Source organism: Streptosporangium heterodermiicola, from assembly GCF_051390675.1.
Lineage (GTDB): Bacteria > Actinomycetota > Actinomycetes > Streptosporangiales > Streptosporangiaceae > Streptosporangium.
In genome coordinates this window covers 445,831-467,546 of sequence record NZ_JBPJSR010000004.1, presented here as the reverse complement: position 1 = coordinate 467,546, position 21,716 = coordinate 445,831, and the positions used below count along the sequence as shown (strand labels likewise).

Below are 21,716 nucleotides of genomic sequence, written 5' to 3'. Positions count from 1 at the left end.
CTACACGCGTCCAGGCGCGGGCTCGCCGGATTGCGGTCCAGTATGGCGTCTTCACCGGCTAATTGCTTGAGTAATGTCGGGGAATTTCGGACTAAAAGTCACATCAGTAACAGGTGCCCCGAAGGGGGCTGTCAAGCACACAGCTTGCTCAGAGGCGGTGCTTAAAGATAGACATACGGAAAGAAGCTTCCACAAGGCACATTTCTGGTAGTTCTACGATCTTTCTTCGCATAACTTCCGTATCCGTGTGCCAGGCGCTGGGTCCCATTCCCACGACCGCCCCGACCGCATCATGCCCCAGGGCCATCTCGAACGCGAGTGCGCTCCGGCCGGTCTCGACGAAGTGATCGTTCAGGCTCTCCGCCACACGCCGCTCCTTCGAGTCGTCCACCGACAGGAGCCCCAGGCGCTCCACCAGTGGCGATAGGTGCCGCGAGGTGGGCGTGACCACTACAAGCTCACCGTCCCCCTTGAGCACTCGTGCGAACTCTGCCCCATTTCTAGGGGCGAACACATTGAGAAGCACATCTATCGTGTCATCTCGCAGCGGCAACGGCTTCCACACGTCGGCCACCACCGCCCCCAGCCGGGGATGGGCCCGCGCGGCCCGCCTGATCGCGTGCTTGGAGACGTCCAGCGCCACCCCGGCGGTCCCGGGCAGCCCGTCGAGCGCCCGCGCGAGATAGTGGCCCGTCCCGGCACCGGCGTCCGCCACCACCTCCGCGCCGGTACGGCAGGCGCCCGCGACCGCCTCCGCCAGCGGGGCGTAGTGCCCGGCGGCGAGGAAGGCGTCCCTGGCCGCCACCATGGCCGCGCTGTCGGCCGTCCCCGGCACCCTGGACCCGGTCAGCAGGCTGACGTATCCCTGCCTGGCCACGTCGAAGCCGTGCCCGAGGGCGCACCGCAGGACCCGCTCCCCGAGCTCCAGGGAGCCGTGGCAGACCGGGCAGGCGAGGTGTTCGACGACATCGTCCAGCATCTCCCCATCATCTCGCGTCCCGCCGGGACCGAAATGTCGTACTGGACGGGGCGGTCAGGCGGCCTGCTGGATCTGCTGGAGGAAGGCCGCGTTGGACGGGGTCTCGCTGAGCCTGCCGGTGAGGAGCTCCAGGGCCTGCTGCCGCTCCAGGCCGCCCAGCGTGCGGCGCAGCCGCCAGGTGAGCTGCCGCTCCCGGGAGTCGAGGAGGATCTCCTCGCGGCGGGTGCCGGAGGCGTCGAGGTCGACGGCGGGGTAGAGGCGCTTGTCGGCGAGGGCGCGGCTGAGGCGCAGCTCCATGTTGCCGGTGCCCTTGAACTCCTCGAAGAGGCTGTCGTCCATCCGCGAGCCGGTCTCGACCAGCGCGGTGGCGAGGATGGTGAGCGAGCCGCCGTCGCGCAGGTTGCGGGCGGCGCCGAAGAAGCGGCGCGGGGGGAGCAGGGCCGTGGCGTCGATGCCCCCGGCGAGCGTGCGCCCGCCACCGGGGGCGAGGTTGTTGTACGCGCGGGCGAGCCGGGTGAGGGAGTCGAGCAGCAGGACGACGTCGTGCCCGGCCTCGGCGAGGCGCTTGGCGCGCTCGACGGCGAGCTCGGCGACGGCGGTGTGGTCGCGGTCGGGACGGTCGAACGTGGACGCGGCGACCTCGCCGCGAATGGACTCGCGCATCTCGGTGACCTCCTCGGGGCGCTCGCCGACGAGCACGACCATGAGGTGGCAGTCCGGGTGGTTGGCGGTGATCGCGGCGGCCAGGTCCTGCAGGACCATCGTCTTGCCCGCCTTGGGCGGGGCGACGATCAGCCCGCGCTGGCCCTTGCCGACCGGCGCGAAAAGGTCGACGACCCTGCCGGTCAGCGACCCGGTCTCCAGGCGGAGCCGGTCGCGCGGGTGGATCGGGGTCATGTCCGCGAAGTCGGGCCGGTGCCGCCAGGCGGCGGCGCCGTTCACGCTCTCCACCCCTTCCAGCCTGTCGTACGGGGCGCGCGCGGTGGCCACGACGTGGTCGCCGGGGCGCAGGCCGTACTCGGAGATCTGGGACTGGGGCACCTGGACGTCGCGCGGGGACGGCAGGTAACCATTGGTCCTGAGGTATCCGGTCCGGTCGCGGACGTCGAGCAGGCCGGTCACGGTCTCGGCGGGGGCGTCGCGCACGGGGGGCCGTCCGGCCGTGGTCGTACTGTTCCTGCGGGGGGTTCTAACGGTGGTGCCCGCGTCGCCTCCACGGGGGCGCGGCACCTTCTTGGCGGTGATCTTCTCGATGGTGGGTTCCTTGAAAACGGGTTCGGCGGTCATGAACGACCTTTCACGGGAGATGGGGACCGCACGCCTGAGACAGGGGCGGTGCCGAGAGAAAAAAGTGAGAAACGGGGGCGGATCATCGCACGCGGCCTAGCCAGCGGTGCGTCACGCCCGGTATCACGGTAGCACCCTTGCCTCATCCCGAACAGGAGAGCGGATGCTACATCAACCCATAACGGTCGCCGGGGTCGAGGTGTTCCCGCTGTGCGACGCGGTGGGGCCGATGGGCGACGCGATCCGGCGCCCGCTGCCGCAGATGTTCCCCGGCGGCCACCACGGCGAGTCGGACGAGTGGATCCTGCACTTCCACTGCTACCTGCTGCGCGACGCGGCGGGCCGTACGGTGCTGGTCGACACCGGCGTCGGCCCCCGCGACTCGCCCGCGGCGAGCTGGGCGCCGGTGCCCGGCGCCCTGGGCGCGGAGCTGGCCCGGGTGGGGACGGCCCCCGAGGAGGTGGACGCGGTGGTCATCACGCACCTGCACAGCGACCACGCGAGCGGCGCGGTGGTCGCGGGGGCGCCGGTCTTCGCCAACGCCCGGCACGTCCTGCAGCGCGCCGAGATCGACGCGGCGGGCGAGGCGGTCCTCGACCACGTCGTACGGCCGCTGGGCGAGCGGGTGCAGGCGGTGGACGGCGGGGCGGAGGTGCTGCCCGGCATCCGGGTGCTGCTCACCCCGGGGCACACCCCGGGTCACCAGGTCGTCCAGGTCGGCGATCTGGTGCTGACCGGCGACGTGGTGCTGCATCCGGTGCAGCTGGAGGATCCGCGGGTGCCCTATCTCTACGACGCCGATCCCGAGCTGGCCGCCGCCACGCGCGTGGAGCTGCTCGACCGGGTCAGGGCGGCGGGCGGGACGATCGGCACCGCCCACTTCGCCGAGCCTTTCACCAGGATCGTCTGAGCCGGGACCCTCCGCGAGGCTCGTCCGGCCCGGGGTCTTGCGCGGAGGGCGTCACGGGTTCGCCTGGGCGGCCGGGGTCGTCCGGGCCGGGGGCGTCACGGGTTCGCCTGGGCGGTGGTGGCGGGGGCCGGGCGGCGCCTCGCCTTGCCCCGGTAGCGGACGACCTGGACGGCGCCCAGTGCCCAGATCGGGTACTGGGTGGCGAACGCCCACCGGAAGGCGTCCAGGCCGGTGCCGCCCAGGAGGTCGAGGGTGACGCCGATCAGGGCGATCACGGCCACGGACGCGACGAAGCCGCCGCCGTTCACGATGCCGGTGGCCGCGCCGATCCGGGTGGCCGGGTTGAAGGTCCTGGCGTAGTCGAAACCGATCATCGAGCCGGGGCCGTTCGCCGCCAGCACCACCACGAGCGCCACCAGCAGCCAGAGCGGCGCCCGTCCCGGCCAGGCCAGCACGGCGGTCCACGCCCCGGCGGTGGTGCCGATCACGATGAGCACCATCCGGGAGCGGTGGAAGGGGAACCGCCCGGCGAGGTAGCCGAGCAGCGGCCCGCACACCATGCCGCACAGGGTCAGCGTGGTCAGCAGCACGCCCGCCGTCGCGGGGGTCAGGCCCTGGCCCTGGACCAGGAACGGATACCCCCACAGCATCAGGAACGCCGCGGCCGAGCACTGGGTGGCCGCGTGGGTCCACATGCCCAGCCGGGTGCCCGGCTCCGCCCAGGCGGCCTTCAGGCTCGGCGGCTCCCCCGTACGCTCGGGGCGGGGGTCGCGCAGCACGGTGATCAGCAGGAACGCGGAGACCACGCCCACGACGGCGGCGGTCAGGAAGGTCGGCGTCCAGCCGTACGTGTGCAGGGAGTAGATGAGGGGCACCGCGGAGGCGATCGCGCCGAGCTGGCCGAGAAGTCCGGTGAGCTGGACCATCAGCGGGTTGCGGCGGGCGGGGAAGGAGAGGCCGACCAGCCTGATCACGCTGATGAACGTCATCGCGTCCCCGCACCCGATCAGCGCCCGCCCGGCGATCCCCGGCGGCAGCCCTCCGGCCAGGGCGAAGACGAGCTCGCCGCAGGCCATCACCACGGCGCCCAGGACCAGCATGCGCTTGGAACCGAGCCGGTCGACCAGCATCCCGACGGGCACCTGCATGCCCGCGTAGACCAGCAGCTGGCACATGGCCAGGACCGAGAGTCCCGCCGCGCCGACGTCGAGTCTCGCCGCCGCCTCGATGCCCGCCACGCCCAGCGACTGCCGGTGGAAGACGGCGACGACGTAGGCAACCACGCCCGTGGCCCAGAAGAGGATCGCCATGGACCGTGGTGTCATGGGGCAAATATTACTTTTTACGTGTTTTACGAATGCGATCGGGTCCACGAGGGCCGCCGGGCTCGGCGGCGCGGGTAGCGGATGAGCAGGCTGGCGTGGACGTCCAGGTCACCGGGGACGGCGTACGAATGCGGGACGTCCGACCGCCAGGAGATGTGCTCGCCGGGACCGGCCCGCAGGGGAGCCCCGGCCGGTCCGGCGTCGAGCGTCCCGGCGAAGACGGTCACGTGCTCGGTGACGCCCTCGTGGTGGGCGGGCGAGACCTGCGTCGTCCCCGCCCGGATCACCAGCCGGTAGAGCTCGTACGTGACCCCCTCGTCCTCGAAGACCTGGAGCAGTGTCCCCTCGACGGCCGTCCCGTGGACGACGGGGATCCCCCCGGTCCGCCCGCTCCCGCCCGCGTCCACCGGCGGCGGGGTGCCGACGGCCATCGCCAGGGGGACGCCGAGTTCGGCGGTGATCGCCCAGAGGGTGTCCAGGGTGGGGTTGCGGGTGCCGTTCTCCAGGCCGGAGAGCGTGGCCTTGCCGACACCGGCGGCGCGGGCGAGGGCGGACAGGGAGATGCCGCGCTCCTCGCGCAGCCCGCGAATCCGCCGCCCGATGTCGGGCGTGCCGGTGTCCGTGGCCGGTCTGTCGGGCGCGCTGCCGCCCATGGCCGGTCTGCTGGGCGTGTCGCCGTCCCCGGTCGGCCTGTCGGGTGTGCCGGTGTCCGTGGCCGGCCGGGCGGGTGTGCCGGTTTCCCCGGCGGGCCTGGGGCTTTGTGCTCCGGAGTCCATGGGGCTATCGTGCAGCACGAGAGCCGTTCCGTTTACGGAACGGCTGGCGCTCCCCCCTGTGAGGACGCGCCGGTGACCGGGCCGAGAAGCGAAGAGGAGCGAGGGAGCCGGAGGGAGGTCACCGGGTTCTGGCGTCCTCGTCGCGACGCGCCGACGTCGCCGTCAACGTGTGAGGAACGGAAATGACACGTCTGCTGCAACCCGTGCTGGCCGGAGTGGTGGCCGCGGTGGTCGGGTTCGCCAGTTCCTTCGCCGTGGTCCTGGCGGGGCTCAGGGCGGTGGGCGCCGACCAGCGGCAGGCGGCGTCGGGGCTGCTCGCCCTCTGCGTGGCCAGTGGTGTGGTGGCCGTCTGGCTGGGCCTGCGGCAGCGCGTCCCGATCGTCGGCGCCTGGTCCACCCCGGGGGCGGCGCTGCTGGTCGCGACCGGCACCGTGGAGGGCGGTTTCCCCGTCGCGGTCGGGGCGTTCGTGGTCTCGGGACTCCTCCTCACCGCCGCCGGTCTCTTCCCCGTCCTGGGCCGGTGGATCGCGGCCGTCCCCACGTCGATCGCCGGTGCGATGCTCGCCGGTGTCCTGCTCAACCTGTGCGTCGCGCCGGTCAGGGCACTCGCCGAGATACCGCTGATGGCGGGTCCCGTCGTACTCACCTGGGCGCTGCTGAGCAGGTTCGCCCGCAAGTGGGCGATCCCGGCGGCTCTCCTCGTCGCCGTCGCGGCCATCGCGCTGACCGGTCCCGGGCTGGGCGCGGTGGACGTGCGGCCGGTACTGGAGGTGACCGTCCCGTCCTGGAGCGCGCAGGCGATGGTCAGCGTCGCGCTCCCGCTGTTCCTGGTCACCATGGCCTCGCAGAACGTGCCGGGCATGGCGGTCCTCGCCGGGTACGGCTACCGCCCCCCGCTGCGCGGGATCCTCGTCTCCACCGGCCTGGCGAGCACGCTGGGCGCTCCGCTGGGCGGCCACGCGGTGAACCTGGCGGCGATCAGCGCCGCGCTGTCCGCCGGGCCCGACGCCGACCCCGATCCGGCCCGCCGGTGGATCGCCTCGGTCTCCTCGGGCGTCGCGATGATCGTCCTGGGGATCGGCTCGGGGCTGGCCACCGCGCTCGTCCTGCTCTCCCCGCCGCCGCTCGTCGAGGCCGTCGCCGGTCTCGCCCTGCTCGGCGCGCTCGTCTCGGCCATCGCCTCCGCCGTCGCCGACCCCGGGGGCAGGGAGGCCGCTGCCGTCACCTTCGTGGTCACCGCGTCGGGACTGACGCTCCTGGGCGTGGGCGCCGCCTTCTGGGGCCTCGTCGCGGGCGGGCTCATGACACTCCTGCACCGTCGCGCGAGACCACCCTCCCGAACCCCGGCCGACGAGGCGCCGGTGGACGGGACCGGGTCAGATACGGGCGCGGACAAAGAAGGCCCGGACGTGGACGAGGAGGGTTCGGGTGCGGACGAAAGAGGTCCGGACACGTCTCAGCCGGTGCGGCCTGCGGGGCGCACCGGCTGAGAGCTGAGGGCGGATGTGACTAGCGGTGGTCCGAGCGTCCGTGGCGACCGGCCACGAGCTGGTCGGTGGAGGACTGGCGGGGCACCTCGACCCGGGGGTGGGGCGCGGTGTCCTCGACACGGTCGTCGACGCCGTCGCGGTCGCGGTCGACCACGGGGGCCGTGGCGGTCGCGGGGGTCGCGGGGGTGGCGGGAGTCGCTTCGAGCTTGCGCTCCAGCTCCCGCTTCTCCTCCTCCAGGCGGGTGACGCGGTCACGCGCCTCCACCCGCGAGGCGCGGAGGCTGCGACGCTTCGCGGCCGAGCGGCGCATACCGGAGAACATCATCCCCAGGCCGAGCAGGAAGACCGCTCCGGTGGCCACACCCGCGAAGAAGAGCTCCAGCTGGGTGAACTGGAACAGGCGGTCGAACACGGTGAACGAAGCGGTGGTGGTCGATGCCGCGGTCTCATCCCAGGAAACCGCGATCACGGTCGCACCCGCGAGTACGATCAAGAGAAGTCCCAGCACTATCATGTGGCTACCACCTCAGGCTTTGGCTGTTGTGATAGCCACTGCTGCCCCCGGCGGGCGGGATTATTCATCGGATCCCGTTGGTTGCCAGGGAATGTGAAGGACGAGCCGCCGCGAGACGCCTGAGGGCGGCTGCTGGTGGAGACAGGGGCCGGTGACCGGTCGGCCCGCGCGCTGGTGAACGCCACCGGCACCTGGGACCGCCCGTTCTGGGCCCGCTGTCCGGGCCGGGAGACGTTCCGGGGGCGGCAGCTCCACCTCCCGCCTTCAGTACGGGGCCGTTCGACGAGAACCCCGGCCGCGAGGCCGCCGCCAGGGTCGACGCCCGCGTCCGCGCGGGACTCACGACGCCCGCGTCCGCGCGGGACTCACGACGCCCGCGTCCGCGCGGGACTCACACCGGGCGGCGTGGTCGGGGCCACCGGTTACCCGGCGACCCCCGGGTGGAGGCGGCCACGGCGTCGGGGCCTCTCTGCGGCGGCATAGATGATCACGGCCGGGTGGGGACGGCGCGGGCGTCGAGGAGGGGAGGAAATGGGGATCTCCCGGAGATTCCCGGCCTGCCGTGGCGGGTCTAGGGTTGACGCCCATGGACCGTACCCGCCTGTATCGCAACGGCGTCCTGGAGGCCGAGGGCTTCCCCATCGACGACATCTCCGAGCACGTGGGGGACGAGTCCGCCGTTGTCTGGTTCGACCTCTGCTCGCCCACGCAGGCGGACCTGGCGAAGATCAGCGAGGAGCTGGGCCTGCACCCCCTCGCGGTCGAGGACGCGCTCCAAAGCCACCAGCGTCCCAAGCTCGACACCTACGACAGCCACCTGTTCATCACCACCTACGCGGCGAGGCTGGTGGACAGGGGGATCGACTTCATCGAGGTCTCGATCTTCGCGACCAAGAACGCCCTGGTCACCGTACGGGAGAACCCCGAGTTCGACATCGACGAGGTGATCAGGCGCTGGGACGCCAACGCCGCCATGGTGCGGTTCGGGGTGCCGTACCTGCTGCACGGCCTGCTCGACTACATCGTGGACGGCTACTTCGACGTGCTGCAGGGGGTGGACGACCGGGTCGAGGAGCTGGAGGACGACCTCTTCCAGGACAATCCCGGGGACATGCCGCACATCCAGCAACGAACCTTCGAGATGCACAAGAAGCTGGTGCGCTTCCGGCGGCTGGCGGTGCCGACGCGCGAGGTCGTGGGCAGCCTGCTGCGCAGGGAGGACGTCCTGGATCCCAAGCTGACCCCGTACTACCAGGACATCTACGACCACACCCTGCGCACCGCGGAGTGGAGCGAGTCCCTGCAGGACCTGGTGAGCAACGTCCGCGAGGCCCACATGAACCAGCAGGGGTTCCGGCTCAACGACATCATGAAGAAGATCACCAGCTGGGCGGCCATCATCGCGGTGCCCACGATGATCACCGGTTTCTACGGGCAGAACGTGCCCTACCCCGGGTTCGCCCAGTCGATCGGGTTCTGGACCTCCACGATCCTGATCGTCGTGGGCACGGTGCTGCTCTACCGGGCGTTCAAGAAGCGCAACTGGCTCTGACCCGGCCGCCGTCCCGGGTCACCCGATCGGCCGGGAGACCGTCCGCCGTAGCCTGGCCTCAGGGGAGAGCCCCGGCATCCGGCGGGGATCGGCGATCGGTGAGGGACGGGCTGCATGGCACGCGGACGGCTGCGCGTCTACCTGGGGGCTGCTCCCGGGGTGGGCAAGACCTTCGCGATGCTGGCCGAGGGGCGCAGGCGCGCGGAGCGCGGCACCGACGTGGTGGTCGGGCTGGTGGAGACGCACGGGCGCGAGCGCGTCGAGAGGCTGCTGGAGGGGATGGAGACCGTCCCCCGGCTGGCGGCGGAGCACCGCGGGGCCGTGTTCGGCGAGCTGGACGTGGACGCCGTCGTCGCGAGGCGGCCTGAGGTCGTCCTGGTCGACGAGCTGGCCCACACCAACGTGCCGGGCTCGCGCAACGCCAAGCGCTGGCAGGACGTGGAGGAGATCCTGGAGGCCGGGATCGACGTGGTCTCCACCCTCAACGTCCAGCACCTGGAGTCGCTCGGGGACGCGGTCGAGAAGATCACCGGGGTGGTCCAGCGCGAGACGGTGCCCGACGAGGTGGTACGGCGGGACGGGCAGGTGGAGCTGGTGGACATGGCCCCGGAGGCGTTGCGCCGCCGGATGGCGCACGGCAACGTGTACGCGCCGGAGCGGGTGGACGCGGCACTGTCGAAGTACTTCCGGCCGGGCAACCTGACGGCGCTGCGCGAGCTGGCGCTGCTGTGGGTGGCGGGAGAGGTCGGCGACAGCCTCGGCCACTACCGCTCGGAACACCGCGTCGCGCGGGTGTGGGAGACCCGGGAGCGGGTGGTGGTCGCGCTGGCGGGCGGCCCTGAGGGGGAGACCCTGGTGCGCCGGGCGGCGCGGATCGCGGCCAGGTCCCCACGGGCGGACCTGCTGGCGGTGCACGTGACGATGGCCGACGGCCTGGCGAACGCCGATCCGGCACGCCTGGCCAGGCAGCGCGCGCTGGTGGAGAGCCTGGGCGGCGGCTACCACCAGGTGGTGGGCGACGACGTGTCGCGGGCGCTGCTGGACTTCTCCCGGCGGGTGAACGCCACGCAGCTGGTGCTGGGGGTCTCCCGGCGCGGATGGCTCGCGCGGGTCCTCTCCCGGGGGGTCGGGGTGACCACGGCCGCGTACTCGGGGACCGTCGACGTCCACATGATCACCCACGAGGAGACGGGGAGGTCCGGCCGCGGCCCGTCGCGCGCCGCGCTCACCCGCTCCCGCAGGCTCGCCGGTTGGGGGACGGCGCTGCTCGGGCTCCCCCTGCTCACCGCCGCCCTCCTGGGGTTCGATCACGCGACGCTGCCGAGCGTGATACTGCTGTTCCTGCTGATGGTGGTCTGCGTCGCGCTGGCCGGTGGCATGTGGCCCGCGATCACCGCGGCGGTGGCCGGTTTCGCCCTCCTCAACTGGTACTTCACGCCGCCGTTCCACTCGCTGGCCGTGACGCGGCCGGAGAACCTGCTCGCCCTGGTCGTCTACGTGCTGGTCGCGATCATGGTGAGCGCGGTCGTCGACCTGGCGGCCCGCCGCGCGAGGGAGGCCGCCCTCGCGGGCGCGGAGGCCGAGGTGCTGGCGACCCTCGCCGGATACGTGCTGCGGGGCGAGGCGGCGCTGCCGTCCCTGCTCTCCCGGCTCAGGGAGATCTTCGGGCTGGCCTCCGTCACCCTGCTGGAACGCCGGCCTGATGGTCTGTCCGGCTCGCGCGGTCCGAGCGGTCCACCCGGTTCGGACGGCTTGGACGGCTTGGACGGCTTGGACTGCTGGCGGATCGTGGCGACCGGGGGTGGGGAGCCGTCCACCCGTCCCGGCGTGGCCGACACCGACGTGGTCGTCGACGACGACCTGGTGCTGGCCGTACGCGGGTGGCTGCCCGGCACGTCCGGACGCCGGGTGCTGGAGGCGTTCGCCGCCGAGGCGGCGGTGGCGCTGCGCCACCAGCGCCTCGCCGAGCAGGCGGGACGGCTGCGCCCGCTCGCCGAGGCCGACAGGATGCGTACCGCGCTGCTCGCCGCGGTCAGCCACGACCTGCGCACCCCGCTCGCCTCGGCCAGGGCGGCCGTGGAGGGCCTGCGCGCCACCGACGTCGACTGGTCGCCGGAGGACAGGGCGGAACTGCTCGCCACGGCCGACGAGTCCCTGGTCAAGCTGGACCGCCTGGTCGCCAACCTGCTCGACATGAGCCGTCTGCAGGCCGGGGTGCTCGGGCTGACGCTCCAGCCGACGGCGCTTGAGGACATCGTCCCCCGGGTCGTCGACGAGCTGGGCCCGCCGTACGACCGGGTGCTGAACCGCCTGCCGGAGGATCTCCCCGAGATCGCCGCCGACCCCGCGCTGCTCGAACGCGTACTGGTCAACCTCGTCTCCAACGCCGTCCGCTACAGCCCGCCGGGCGTCGCCGTGCTGGTCGGCGCGAGCGTGGGCGTGAGCGACGGCGGCGACGGTAGCGACGAGGGCGACGGCGGCGAACACGTGGAGATCAGGGTCGTCGACCGGGGGCCGGGTATCCCCGAGGAGTCGCGCGACCGGGTCTTCATGCCCTTCCAGCGGCTCGGCGACCGCGACAACGCCACCGGTGTCGGTCTCGGCCTCGCGCTCTCCCGGGGGCTGGCGGAGGCGATGGGCGGCACCCTCGTACCGGACGAGACACCGGGCGGGGGCCTCACCATGGTCCTCACCCTGCCCGTCTTCCCGCGGCACCGGGCCGCGCCCGTACCTGTGGAGGACCCGTGACGCGCATCCTCGTCGTCGACGACGAGCCCCAGCTCCTGCGGGCGCTGCGGATCAACCTGGCCGCCCGGGGGTACGAGGTGGCCGTGGCCGCCGACGGCGCCGCCGCCCTGCGCCAGGCGGCCGACCGGCACCCCGACCTGGTCGTGCTCGACCTCGGCCTGCCCGACATGGACGGGGTGGACGTCATCCACGGGCTGCGCGGCTGGACCACCGTCCCGATCATCGTGCTGTCCGGCAGGGCCGAGGGCCGCGACAAGGTGGAGGCCCTGGACGCGGGCGCCGACGACTACGTCATCAAGCCGTTCGGCGTCGACGAGCTGCTCGCCAGGATCCGCGCGGTGTCGCGCCGCGCCTCGGTCACCGAGGAGGAACCGGCCCGGTTCGTGATCGGCGAGCACGAGGTGGACCTGGCGGGCAAGACCGTCTCCGGTGGCGTACGGCTCACCCCCACCGAGTGGCGCCTGCTGGAGATCCTGGTCCGCAACCCCGGCAAGCTGATCACCCAGCGCCGGCTGCTGAACGAGGTCTGGGGCGCCGCCTACAGCAAGGAGACCAACTACCTCCGCCAGTACATGGCCCAGATGCGCAAGAAACTGGAGCGCGACCCCGCCCACCCGGTCCATCTGCTCACCGAACCGGGCATGGGCTACCGCTTCCAGCCCTGACCGGCCCTTCTCCGGGTACGGTCTCAACCAGCGGACGCCCCCGTGTCAACCAGGGGAATACCGGGAATCGGTCAAGCGTGAGCCGGTAGACCCTTCTGGAGGCATGGGTGAGCACGCGGGGGGTGGTCACCGTGATGCTCGGCGCCGCGGTGCTCTTCTCACTGTCGACGCACGACGACACGCGTGCGAGGGCCGCGCCGGCCCGGGTCGCGCCGCTGGACAACCCGGATGGCGTGGGCCCCGGTCTGGCGCCCGTCAGGTCGACCGGCGACCGGGGCACCGCCGTCAGGCTGATCGGGAGGCTCCGGGTCGGGCCGATGGGGTCCAAGGCCGGTTACGACCGGGCCAGGTTCGGCGAGGACTGGGCCGACACCGCCAAGGGGGTGCCGTACGCGCGCAACGGCTGCCGTACCCGCGACGACCTGCTCGCCCGCGACGGCGAGAACGTGCGCTACCGACGCGGGTCCGACTGCGTGGTCGTCTCCATGAGGTTGCGCGACCCCTACACCGGCCGGATCGTCCGCTGGACCAAGAAGCGCTCCGACGAGATCCAGGTCGACCACGTGGTCCCGCTGTCCTACGAGTGGCGGATGGGGGCCTCCCGCTGGCCGCTGTCCAAGCGGAAGCGCATCGCCAACGACCCGCTCAACCTCCTCCCGGTGTACGGCGACGCCAACGAGGCCAAGGGCGGCTCGGGACCGGCGTCCTGGCTCCCTCCCGTACGCGGGGTCCGCTGCGCCTACGTCGTCCGCTTCGCCCAGGTGGCCCTGAAGTACAACCTGCCGGTCACCCGAGCGGACAAGACCGTCATGCTCGCCCAGTGCCGGTGACCTCCGCGCTGCTCTTACCGCTCGTACGGCCGGTGGTCAGAAGCGGCGGAGCAGGGACTGCTTGGCGGTGGTGAACTCCTCGTCGGTGAGGACGCCGTCCCTGTGCAGGTCGCCCAGCTCGCGCAGGCGGCGCAGGAGCGAGTCGGGGTCGTCGCCGCCGGAGGGGGACGCGGGTGTCGCGGCGGCCTCGATCGCCGGGGGCTCCGCGGCGGGGGACGGCCGGACGCCCGAGGGGTGCGGCAGCCTGGCGAGGATCGCGGCGACGAGCAGCGCCGTCGTGCGGGTCTCCTTGTCGAAGCCCCACAGGACCAGGCAGCTCGGGTCGTGCTTGGGAGCGAGCTTGTGCGGTGCCGCGCCCCTCACGTGGAAGCGGAGATAGCCGTTCTCCAGGCCCGAGGCCGGGAACCACTCCACGCCGTCCAGGTCCTTCAGCGCGAGCCGCTGGGGACCGGCCGACTTCTTGCCCTCCTCCGTCGACCAGCTCCATTCGAGGCGGAGCGACTCGCCGTCGAACGTCGCCGTGCCGTCGCCCGCCGGGACCACCACGGGCAGCGCCGGGCCCGGCATGAGGTAGCGCTCCGAGGGACCGGCCGGCACCTGCTCGATCACCAGCGCGTTGCGCACCTCGTCGACGAAGTACTCGGCGGCGCCGGTGCGGTCGGCGTCCACGACCAGCTGGTAGGGATCGGCGGCGTCGGGGATCCGCCCGCCCGCCGCCTGGCTGAACGGGTCGGCGCCCTCGCGCAGCCGCAGCCGCAGCCTGCCGCCCTTCTTGCCCGGCTCGTACGCGATGCCGGCCACCGCCTCCAGCGGCACCCGCACCTCGCCCAGCAGCTGCCGCAGTTTCTTCACGCTCCGGTCGCGGCCGGGGACGATCCGCAGGATCTCGCCGTCGAACGTCCAGGTTCCGTCACGTACCATGACCTCCGCCATACGGTGATCGTATGGCGAGCCGGTCGCGTGGCGCGCACGGCCGGGTGCCGAATCGCCGGGGACGGCGCGGGTCGAATCGCCGGGGACGGCGCGACGCGAACGGCCCGGCTTCCGATCGGGCGGCGTGGTCTTCTATTCTTCGAAGTCGACCAGGCCACCTTCGGAGCCGTTCCACAACCGTCTTCCCAGCCGGACGCCGACCGTCTCCGGAGCCGATCACCAGCAGGCGAAGGAACTCCCGTGACCTCTCCGGCCCTCACCATCGACGAACTGACCGCCCGGCGGGACGACGCCCAGCGTGACTACGACGCGCTCGTCCGGCGCGGTCTGTCCCTCGACCTGACACGGGGCAAGCCGTCGGCGCGGCAGCTCGACCTCTCCGAGGGGCTGCTGGACCTGCCCGGCGGTCACACCGCCGCGGACGGCACCGACTGCCGCAACTACGGCGGGCTCCAGGGGCTCCCCGAGCTCAGGGAGATCTTCAGCGGCCCGCTGCAGGTGCCCGCCGCGCAGCTCGTCGCCGCCGGCAACTCCAGCCTCTCGCTGATGCACGACTCGATCGTCCACGCCCTGCTCGGGACGCTGCCCGGCGCCGAGCGCCGCTGGGCCGACGAGCCGCGGATCGCGTTCCTGTGCCCGGTTCCTGGGTACGACCGCCACTTCGCCCTGTGCGAGCGGTTCGGCATCGAGCTGATCCCGGTGCCGATGAACGCCGAGGGGCCGGACATGGACGTCGTGGAGCGTCTCGTGCTCGACGACCCCCAGGTCAAGGGCATCTGGTGCGTGCCCAAGTACAGCAACCCCGGCGGTGTCTCCTACGGTGACGAGACGGTGCGGCGCCTGGCCGCGATGCCCGCCGCCGCCCCGGACTTCCGGATCTTCTGGGACAACGCCTACGCCGTGCACCACCTGACCGACACGCCCGTGGAGATCGCCGACGTCCTGGCGCTGTGCGCGGAGAACGGCAACCCCGACCGCGCCCTCGTCTTCGGGTCCACCTCGAAGATCACCTTCGCCGGTTCCGGCGTCTCCTTCTTCGGGTCGTCCCCGGCCAACGTGGCCTGGCTGCTCGGGAACACCGCCAAGCGCACCATCGGCCCGGACAAGCTCAACCACCTCCGCCACGTGGAGTTCCTGCGCGACGCGAACGGCCTGGCCGAGCACATGCGCCGCCACCGGGAGCTGCTCCGGCCGAAGTTCGACGCGGTCGAGACGATCCTCACGAAGGAGCTGGGCGGCAGCGGCCTGGCGACCTGGTCCAGCCCAGAGGGCGGTTACTTCATCGGCCTCGACGTGCTGGAGGGCTGCGCGCGCGAGGTGGTACGGCGGGCGGGAGAGGCGGGCATCGCCCTCACCCCCGCGGGCGCCACCCACCCGTACGCGACGGATCCCCGTGACAGCACCATCCGCATCGCCCCCACCTACCCCGAGCTCGACGAGCTGGAGCTCGCCATCTCCGGCCTCGCCACCTGCGTGCGCCTCGTCGCCACCGAGAAGCTCCTGAAGAGCGCCCGCTAGACATCCGCCAGGCGCCCGCCGACCCGTCGGGCGGCCGGTCCTCCGCCGGTCCTCCGCCGGTCCTCCGCGCCGGGGGACGTTCCGCGTTTCCACTCCCACGCTCCGTGTCCGGCCGTCAAGGAGGTGTCAGGGTAGGGCGGAGGAGCGTCAGGGTCTCGTCCCGAACCGTTCGATCCGCCCTTCGCCGACCTAGCGTCCCCTGTGTCCGGCCATCCGGCCGGGCCGCGAAAGCAGGAGGAAGCATGGGCGTCTCGCACGCGAGTGGAACCCCGTTGCCGCTACCCGTCCGCCGGGGTCCCGAGATCCCGGCCCCGGCCCCCGCCACCGGCCTCCCCGGGCGAAAGACCACCGATCCCTCCGGTTCCTCCGAACGACGGACCGCCGATCCCTCCGGTCCATCCGGGCGAAGGGTCACCGATCTCCCCGGGCGAAGGGCGACCGCGCCCGGCGAGACCGCCGGCGCCCCGTGGTCGGCGACCACGCGCGTCACGGCCGAGGGAGACGTCACGATCGGCGGGGTGTCCCTCACCGAGATCGCCCACCGGTTCGGCACCCCCAGCTACGTGATCGACGAGACGGACGTGCGGCTGCGCTGCCGTGCCTACCGGGCCGCGCTCCCGGACGCCGAGATCGCGTACGCGGCCAAGGCGTTCCTCTGCCGCGCGATGGCCGACTGGATGCGGACCGAGGGGATGAGCCTCGACGTCTGCTCGGGAGGCGAGCTGGCGGTCGCCAGGTCCGCCGGGTTCCCCGCGAGGCGGATCATCATGCACGGCAACGCGAAGACACCGGCCGAGCTGCGCAGGGCGGTGGACGAGGGCGTCGGCAGGATCGTGGTGGACAACGTCGGCGAGATCAACCGGCTCGCCGCGCTCGTCCCGATCGACCGTCGCCAGAAGGTGCTGGTCCGGGTGACGCCCGACATCGAGGCGGGTGCCCACCCCAAGATCCGTACCGCGGGAGAGGGCCAGAAGTTCGGCCTGTCCATCCTGAGCGGTGCCGCGGGGGACGCCGTGGCGAGGGTACTGAACCAGCCCCGGCTGGAACTGGCCGGGCTCCACTGCCACCTGGGCTCGCAGATCGACGACGTCGAGCCGTACGAGCGGGCGGCCAGGATCCTGGTCGGCGAGATGGCCCGGATCCGCGACACCCACGGCGTGGTCCTGCCCGAGCTCGACCTGGGCGGCGGGCACGGCATCGCCTACCTTCCGGGTACGGAGGGGCTCGTCCCGGAGCGTTTCGCGGACGCGGTCGTCACCGCGATCACGGAGCGGGCCGCCGGGTTCGGCCTGCCGGTGCCCAGGCTCGTCGTGGAACCCGGCCGGGCGATCGCCGGTACCGCGGGGACCACGCTCTACCGTGTCGTCGCGGTCAAGCGCGGGGGCTCGCGGACGTTCGTCGCCGTCGACGGCGGCATGAGCGACAACCCCCGCCCGGCCCTGTACGGGTCGCGCTACACCGTACGGCTCGCCGGGCGCGTCTCCCGCGAGGGGCCGCGCCCGTTCACGGTCGTCGGCCACCACTGCGAGACGGGCGACACGATCGCGGAGGACGTCCCGCTCCCCGCCGACCTGCGCCCGGGTGACCTCGTCGCGCTGGCGGCCACCGGGGCGTACCACCACTCGATGGCCTCGACCTACAACCTCATGGGCCGGCCCCCGGTCGTCGCCGTGCGCGACGGCCGGGCGAGGCTGCTCGTCCGCAGGGAGATGGAGCAGGACCTGATGCGCCGCGACGTGGGCCTGTAGGAGGGTTCCCGCAGGCCGCGAAAGGTGGGGAACGGCGTAAATGAGCGTAGGGAAAGGGTGAAGAAAACATATCGATATCGGCCCGCGGGCGTTTCCCGGTGTTTCATGGAGGGGCGGAGCTGTGCCCCCTGCGGAAAATGGCTGCTCCGCAACGGATGTCAGCCTTGCGAAAGGGGTGGTCGTGGTGTTCGGCACCGAACCCGTGGGATTCTCGCTCGCCGGAGGGTTCGTCGCCGTCGTCGCCGCGACCGCGGCCGCCTCGCTGCTCCTCGCCCCGGCGGAGGTCACCGGCCGCGTGCTGATCATGGCGGTCGTCGTGTACGCCCACGCCGCCCGCGGGGTCCGCGCCGGGGTCGCGCTGGCCACGGCCGTCATGGCGTGGTTCTTCTGCACCGGATTCCTGGTCAACGGTGCCGGGGAGCTCAGCTTCGGCAGGCCGGACCTGCTCCGCCTCGGCCTGCTCGTCGTCGTCGCGCTGGGTGCGAACGCGTGCGCCGCCGCGTACCGGGCCGTCGCCGCCAGGCGGCACCTCGGTGTCCCGCTGCCCGGGGAGGACCCCGCGCAGCTGGTCCTCGTCAGAAACTGACGCGCCCCCGCCCCTCGCCTCCGCCGGCCGCTCCCGGGCGGGACTAGACCACGGAGTGCGTCACCGTGCCCGTGTAGGTGCCCGCGACGGCGAAGTTGGGGACCGACACGATGAGGGTGGGGTTCCAGCTGGTGGAGGTGCCGAGAACCCCCAGCTGCTTGGTGAACGCGGTGCGCGGCGACGAGAGGCTCTGCGCGGCCGCGGCGGTGGCCTGCCCGGGTGTCCGTACGGCGACGCCCACCGAGGCGGTGACCGGGCCCGACCAGTAGGAGACCCGGGCCTTGTCGATGACCACCGCGGGGGTGCCGACCCTGGCGAAGTCGGTCGCCGACACGGTCGCCACCCAGCTGGCCAGGACCGACCTGCTGTCGGCCACCGTGACCGTGCCGAGCTGGGCGCTGATCGTGCCGTTCATCTGCGCGCCGCCGAGGTTCACCGAGGCGGGGACGGTGATGTCCAGGCCCGCCAGCTTCAGCGCGACCAGGTGGGGCGACGCGGTGAGCGGAGCGGTTGGGACGACGAGCCCGAGGGCCAGGACGGCCGAGGCCGTGAACGGCAGGACCGGCGGCATGGTGCTCCTTTTCCGGAGCGGGAGAAGAGACCATGGCGGGCTGGCCGGCGGACGGCTCTCGGATCACCCGACCCCGTGGACGGTCGGGACCGGTCGCGGACCACGCGCATGGGGACGTCCCCCGACTCCCAGATGCGATCGCCGATATTCTATGCCCGCTCTCATTCATCTTCATCGCAAGAACAAAAGGGCGGCGCGTCGGAGGATCGACGGGCCGGCGGCACTCAATTCGGCCGGAAAACGCGCCGGGGTGTCGCGTGACCGGGTGTGCGACGAAGGCGAAAGGACAAATGCCGCGCCTGGCTTGACGCCGGGCACGGCATTGTGTTTTACCCTGTCATGCTCCAGGAATTCTTAGAGCGGTGGCGTTATGTTGGTGAAGCTGTCGCAGTTCGCGGGATAGGCGGGCGGCCCGAGGGGCGCTCCGGGAGCGAAGAAGCCTCCCACGACCGGAATCGGGAGCCCGAGGAGGCACCGTGTCCGGGCGACCTGACCGATCGAACTCTGAACCGTGACGTTGAGGTACGGAAGCGTGCCGTCCACGACCACCGCCGTGCCAACGTCCACCACGTTGGCGGGATAACCGGTGAGCGTTGAGATGACATGCCAGGGCGGTGTCGTCCGTGGGTCGCGGACCTGTGTCGTCCCGTCGTTCTGAACCGATGTGGTGATCGGGTCGAGAAGCAGATAGTCCGTGGATACGGCGGACGGCGGTGCCAGAGGTCCGGCGGGTCCCGCGGGTCCGGTGGCTCCGGTGGCTCCGGTGGCTCCGGCCGGTCCGGGCGCGCCGGGAAGGCCCGCGGCTCCGGTGGCTCCGGTCGGTCCGGCCGGTCCGGTGGCTCCCGGAGGTCCCTCGGGACCTGTCGGACCTGCGGCTCCCTCCGCTCCGGCGGGTCCCGGAGCTCCGGTGGCTCCGGTCGCCCCGGTGGGGCCGATGGGACCGATGGGACCGATCGCTCCGGCGGGTCCGGGGGGTCCGGCGGGTCCTGCCGGGCCGATGGGTCCCGCGGGTCCGGTGGCTCCGGTGGCTCCGGTCGCTCCGACGGCCCCGGTCGCCCCTATCGGGCCTATCGGGCCGATGGGTCCTGTCGCTCCGGTCGCTCCCGCGGCTCCGGTGGCTCCGATGGGTCCAACGGGTCCGATTGGTCCTGCCGGTCCTGCGGGTCCTGCCGGTCCTGCGGGTCCAGTGCCTCCCGCCGGTCCAGCGGGTCCGGCGGGTCCCGCAGGTCCCGGGGCTCCGACGGCTCCGGTTACCCCGATGGGTCCGATCGGTCCGATCGGTCCCGCCGGTCCGGCGGGACCCGCAGGCCCGGCCGGCCCCGCGCTCCCCGTCGCTCCGGTGGCTCCCGTCGGTCCTGCCGGTCCGGCGGGGCCCGCCGGCCCGGTGTTGCCCACCGGGCCCGGTGAGCCCGCCGCGCCCGTGGCGCCCGTCGCTCCCAGCGCGCCCGCCGGGCCCGGTGCGCCCGCCGCGCCGGGTGCGCCGGTGGCGCCCGTTCCTCCTGTCAATCCCCTCGGTCCGGCCGGGCCGGCCGCTCCTGTGGAACCCGCCGGGCCCGGCGCGCCGGGCGGACCCGCCGGGCCGGGAGGACCCGCCGGGCCGGGAGGGCCAGGAGGACCGGGCTCTTGGAAAGCCGCCAGATCGACAGAGCTCGCGGATTCCTGCAGCCCGGTCCCCTGCGGTCCGACCTCCCGAAGTCCTTTCCCGGTGCCACGGTCACCTTTGCCGAGACGGTCACACTTGCAGTGCTTTCCCTGGCACTTGCAATTTTCCCGTACGGTGGTCCCCATCGCGTAGATCCGCGAGCTGTCGAAAATGCCGGTCGCCAGGTGAGCCGGAGCGGGCTTGATGCCGCTGTCCTGCGTGGTGAGGACAGTGCCCGTCGTGTCGATGGCGGCACTGGCCGGAGTCTGGCAGGAAAGCGCCAGGATGGCACCGATTGCTGTTGTTGCGACGGACCAATTTCGAGCATGTTTGCCGAAATCGGTAACTGGAGCCCGTCTTCTACCGCTAGAAGTCATCGCATTCCATGTCTTTTATGATTCCAGGGAATCAGATTTCCTAAACCGCGACAGTGGCGGCAAGCAGGAGTTACCCGATGATCGACACGGCAAAGCACGACCCTCGTTAACAAGGTTTAAACGGATTCGTCAACGGCGAGAATATGTCCGGCTTGTTAAGCTTGATGTATGTATATAGCTGGCCGGAATTTGGCTTATTGGATTGTATGTCAGAATTATGGGTTCCTGATGACGCGGATGACTTCTGAATAGTTTTCGGATCATGCCCCGTGATGGAGCCGGTACGGTTTCCCCACCGGTTCTCCGTCCCGACGGGTGCCTTTGTCGCTCGCGCGGCGCCGAAAGTCGCTCCGGAGCGGTGCCGTCGGCCGGACCTCCGGCCGGACCGCCCGGCAACGAGCCGGAGCGCGAATGTCACCGGTGTCACCGGCCCGCCGGGAAACCGGCTCGTGCGTCATGGACGAGCAGGTGGCGGAGCCCTCGATGGAGGCGATCTCGATCGATCGCGACACCGTCAAGAGTCCCGCCACCTGCGAACGGCGGCGCGGTTCGAAGGCGCCTGCCGGCGTTCGGACGAACCCCCGCCACGTCCGGGTGCCTCATCGACGTGATTCACATGACTCGATCACGTTCTCGGGAGACTCCTGAACGTGCCGTCGGAGCGCGTACCACCTCAAGAAGCGCCGACGCCTAGGCGGGTCCCACGCATGTGGAGGAGACCGTCACCGTCGGTGTGAGGAGCCCGCTGTTGGCGAAGGTCACACTCCATTGGGTGGGGAGCAGCGCCTGGTTGGCCGTCACGTCGACGCCCACGGTGCTGCCGACCCACTGTCCGCTGACGGCGAGCGTGCCCACCGGGCAGATGCCGCCGAGGATGGATACCGCCGTACTGGGCGGAACGGGTGTCGGTAGTCCTGGAACGGCCGCACTCGTGATCAGGGCGGCGGGGCCCGTCGGTCCCACCGGTCCCACAGCCCCGGTCAGGCCGATGGGCCCGATGGGCCCGATCGGCCCGATGAGTCCTGCCGGTCCTGCCGGTCCTGCCGGTCCCGCCGGTCCCGCGGGGCCGGTGGCTCCGGTGGCTCCCGCCGGTCCGGGGGCACCCGGTGCTCCCGCCGCGCCCGTCGCGCCGTCCACTCCGGCCGGTCCCGCGGGTCCCGGAGGACCGGAGGGTCCGGTCGGTCCCGCCGCTCCCTCCGCTCCCGCGGGTCCCGCCGCGCCCGTGGCACCCGTGGCGCCGATGGCTCCGGCGGGACCGGCGGGTC

At 72.1% G+C, this 21,716-nt stretch carries 17 protein-coding genes; 9 read left to right on the top strand and 8 right to left on the bottom strand.

What is annotated here, in order from left to right:
• Positions 1 to 148 precede the first annotated feature (148 nt).
• Both ACSC1Q_RS12050 and rho read right to left on the bottom strand, forming a co-directional pair.
• The gene (locus tag ACSC1Q_RS12050) at positions 149 to 979 is read right to left on the bottom strand and encodes a putative RNA methyltransferase (protein ID WP_436758748.1); all 831 of its coding nucleotides are present in this window, start codon (positions 977 to 979) and stop codon (positions 149 to 151) included.
• Positions 980 to 1,033: 54 nt separating this feature from the next.
• Entirely contained in the window at positions 1,034 to 2,266 is a 1,233-nt protein-coding gene (gene rho, locus ACSC1Q_RS12045; RefSeq protein ID WP_436758747.1) for a transcription termination factor Rho, read from the bottom strand.
• A gap of 163 nt (positions 2,267 to 2,429) precedes the next feature.
• On the opposite strand from rho, the gene ACSC1Q_RS12040 reads away from it, so the two are divergent.
• Positions 2,430 to 3,176 (top strand): MBL fold metallo-hydrolase, encoded by a 747-nt coding sequence (locus ACSC1Q_RS12040; protein WP_436758746.1) that lies wholly within the window; start codon positions 2,430 to 2,432, stop codon positions 3,174 to 3,176.
• Between the two features lie 95 nt (positions 3,177 to 3,271).
• Here ACSC1Q_RS12040 and ACSC1Q_RS12035 read toward each other — a convergent pair whose 3' ends face one another.
• Together ACSC1Q_RS12035 and ACSC1Q_RS12030 are read right to left on the bottom strand one after the other, a co-directional pair.
• Complete coding sequence (locus ACSC1Q_RS12035) at positions 3,272 to 4,501, bottom strand: MFS transporter (protein WP_436758745.1); 1,230 nt, start codon at positions 4,499 to 4,501, stop codon at positions 3,272 to 3,274.
• Positions 4,502 to 4,527: 26 nt separating this feature from the next.
• On the bottom strand, positions 4,528 to 5,277 hold the full coding sequence (locus ACSC1Q_RS12030; RefSeq protein WP_436758744.1) for a helix-turn-helix domain-containing protein: 750 nt from the start codon (positions 5,275 to 5,277) through the stop codon (positions 4,528 to 4,530).
• A 182-nt stretch (positions 5,278 to 5,459) separates the two neighbouring features.
• On the opposite strand from ACSC1Q_RS12030, the gene ACSC1Q_RS12025 reads away from it, so the two are divergent.
• Complete coding sequence (locus tag ACSC1Q_RS12025; protein ID WP_436758743.1) at positions 5,460 to 6,767, top strand: benzoate/H(+) symporter BenE family transporter; 1,308 nt, start codon at positions 5,460 to 5,462, stop codon at positions 6,765 to 6,767.
• Positions 6,768 to 6,786: 19 nt separating this feature from the next.
• Here ACSC1Q_RS12025 and ACSC1Q_RS12020 read toward each other — a convergent pair whose 3' ends face one another.
• Positions 6,787 to 7,236: a hypothetical protein gene (locus ACSC1Q_RS12020; RefSeq protein WP_436758742.1), complete on the bottom strand. Its 450-nt coding sequence runs from the start codon at positions 7,234 to 7,236 to the stop codon at positions 6,787 to 6,789.
• A gap of 631 nt (positions 7,237 to 7,867) precedes the next feature.
• Here ACSC1Q_RS12020 and ACSC1Q_RS12015 point away from each other — a divergent pair.
• From ACSC1Q_RS12015 to ACSC1Q_RS12000, 4 genes are all read left to right on the top strand, one after another.
• On the top strand, positions 7,868 to 8,833 hold the full coding sequence (locus ACSC1Q_RS12015) for a magnesium transporter CorA family protein (protein ID WP_436758741.1): 966 nt from the start codon (positions 7,868 to 7,870) through the stop codon (positions 8,831 to 8,833).
• Between the two features lie 114 nt (positions 8,834 to 8,947).
• Positions 8,948 to 11,581: a sensor histidine kinase gene (locus ACSC1Q_RS12010; RefSeq protein WP_436758740.1), complete on the top strand. Its 2,634-nt coding sequence runs from the start codon at positions 8,948 to 8,950 to the stop codon at positions 11,579 to 11,581.
• Complete coding sequence (locus tag ACSC1Q_RS12005; RefSeq protein ID WP_344749791.1) at positions 11,578 to 12,246, top strand: response regulator; 669 nt, start codon at positions 11,578 to 11,580, stop codon at positions 12,244 to 12,246. The genes ACSC1Q_RS12010 and ACSC1Q_RS12005 overlap by 4 nt, the downstream gene beginning before the upstream one ends.
• A gap of 107 nt (positions 12,247 to 12,353) precedes the next feature.
• Positions 12,354 to 13,076, top strand: a complete 723-nt coding sequence (locus tag ACSC1Q_RS12000) for an HNH endonuclease family protein (RefSeq protein ID WP_436758739.1) — start codon at positions 12,354 to 12,356, stop codon at positions 13,074 to 13,076.
• A gap of 36 nt (positions 13,077 to 13,112) precedes the next feature.
• Here ACSC1Q_RS12000 and ACSC1Q_RS11995 read toward each other — a convergent pair whose 3' ends face one another.
• Complete coding sequence (locus ACSC1Q_RS11995; RefSeq protein ID WP_436758738.1) at positions 13,113 to 14,009, bottom strand: DUF4429 domain-containing protein; 897 nt, start codon at positions 14,007 to 14,009, stop codon at positions 13,113 to 13,115.
• Between the two features lie 240 nt (positions 14,010 to 14,249).
• On the opposite strand from ACSC1Q_RS11995, the gene ACSC1Q_RS11990 reads away from it, so the two are divergent.
• The 3 genes from ACSC1Q_RS11990 to ACSC1Q_RS11980 all read left to right on the top strand — a co-directional run bounded on the left by ACSC1Q_RS11990 (position 14,250) and on the right by ACSC1Q_RS11980 (position 17,861).
• Positions 14,250 to 15,527 carry an aspartate aminotransferase type Ic gene (locus ACSC1Q_RS11990; protein ID WP_436758737.1) on the top strand — a complete coding sequence of 426 codons (1,278 nt, stop codon included), beginning with the start codon at positions 14,250 to 14,252 and terminating at the stop codon, positions 15,525 to 15,527.
• A 518-nt stretch (positions 15,528 to 16,045) separates the two neighbouring features.
• A complete protein-coding gene (lysA, locus tag ACSC1Q_RS11985) occupies positions 16,046 to 17,275 on the top strand; it encodes a diaminopimelate decarboxylase (protein WP_436758736.1) in 1,230 nt (409 codons plus the stop codon).
• Positions 17,276 to 17,456: 181 nt separating this feature from the next.
• Positions 17,457 to 17,861, top strand: a complete 405-nt coding sequence (locus ACSC1Q_RS11980) for a hypothetical protein (protein WP_436758735.1) — start codon at positions 17,457 to 17,459, stop codon at positions 17,859 to 17,861.
• Positions 17,862 to 17,904: 43 nt separating this feature from the next.
• Here the strand turns inward: ACSC1Q_RS11980 and ACSC1Q_RS11975 are convergent, their stop codons facing one another.
• Both ACSC1Q_RS11975 and ACSC1Q_RS11970 read right to left on the bottom strand, forming a co-directional pair.
• Entirely contained in the window at positions 17,905 to 18,432 is a 528-nt protein-coding gene (locus ACSC1Q_RS11975; protein WP_436758734.1) for a hypothetical protein, read from the bottom strand.
• Positions 18,433 to 21,141: 2,709 nt separating this feature from the next.
• Positions 21,142 to 21,306, bottom strand: coding sequence for a hypothetical protein (locus ACSC1Q_RS11970; RefSeq protein WP_436758733.1), 165 nt, complete (start codon positions 21,304 to 21,306; stop codon positions 21,142 to 21,144).
• Between the last annotated feature and the right edge of the window lie 410 nt (positions 21,307 to 21,716).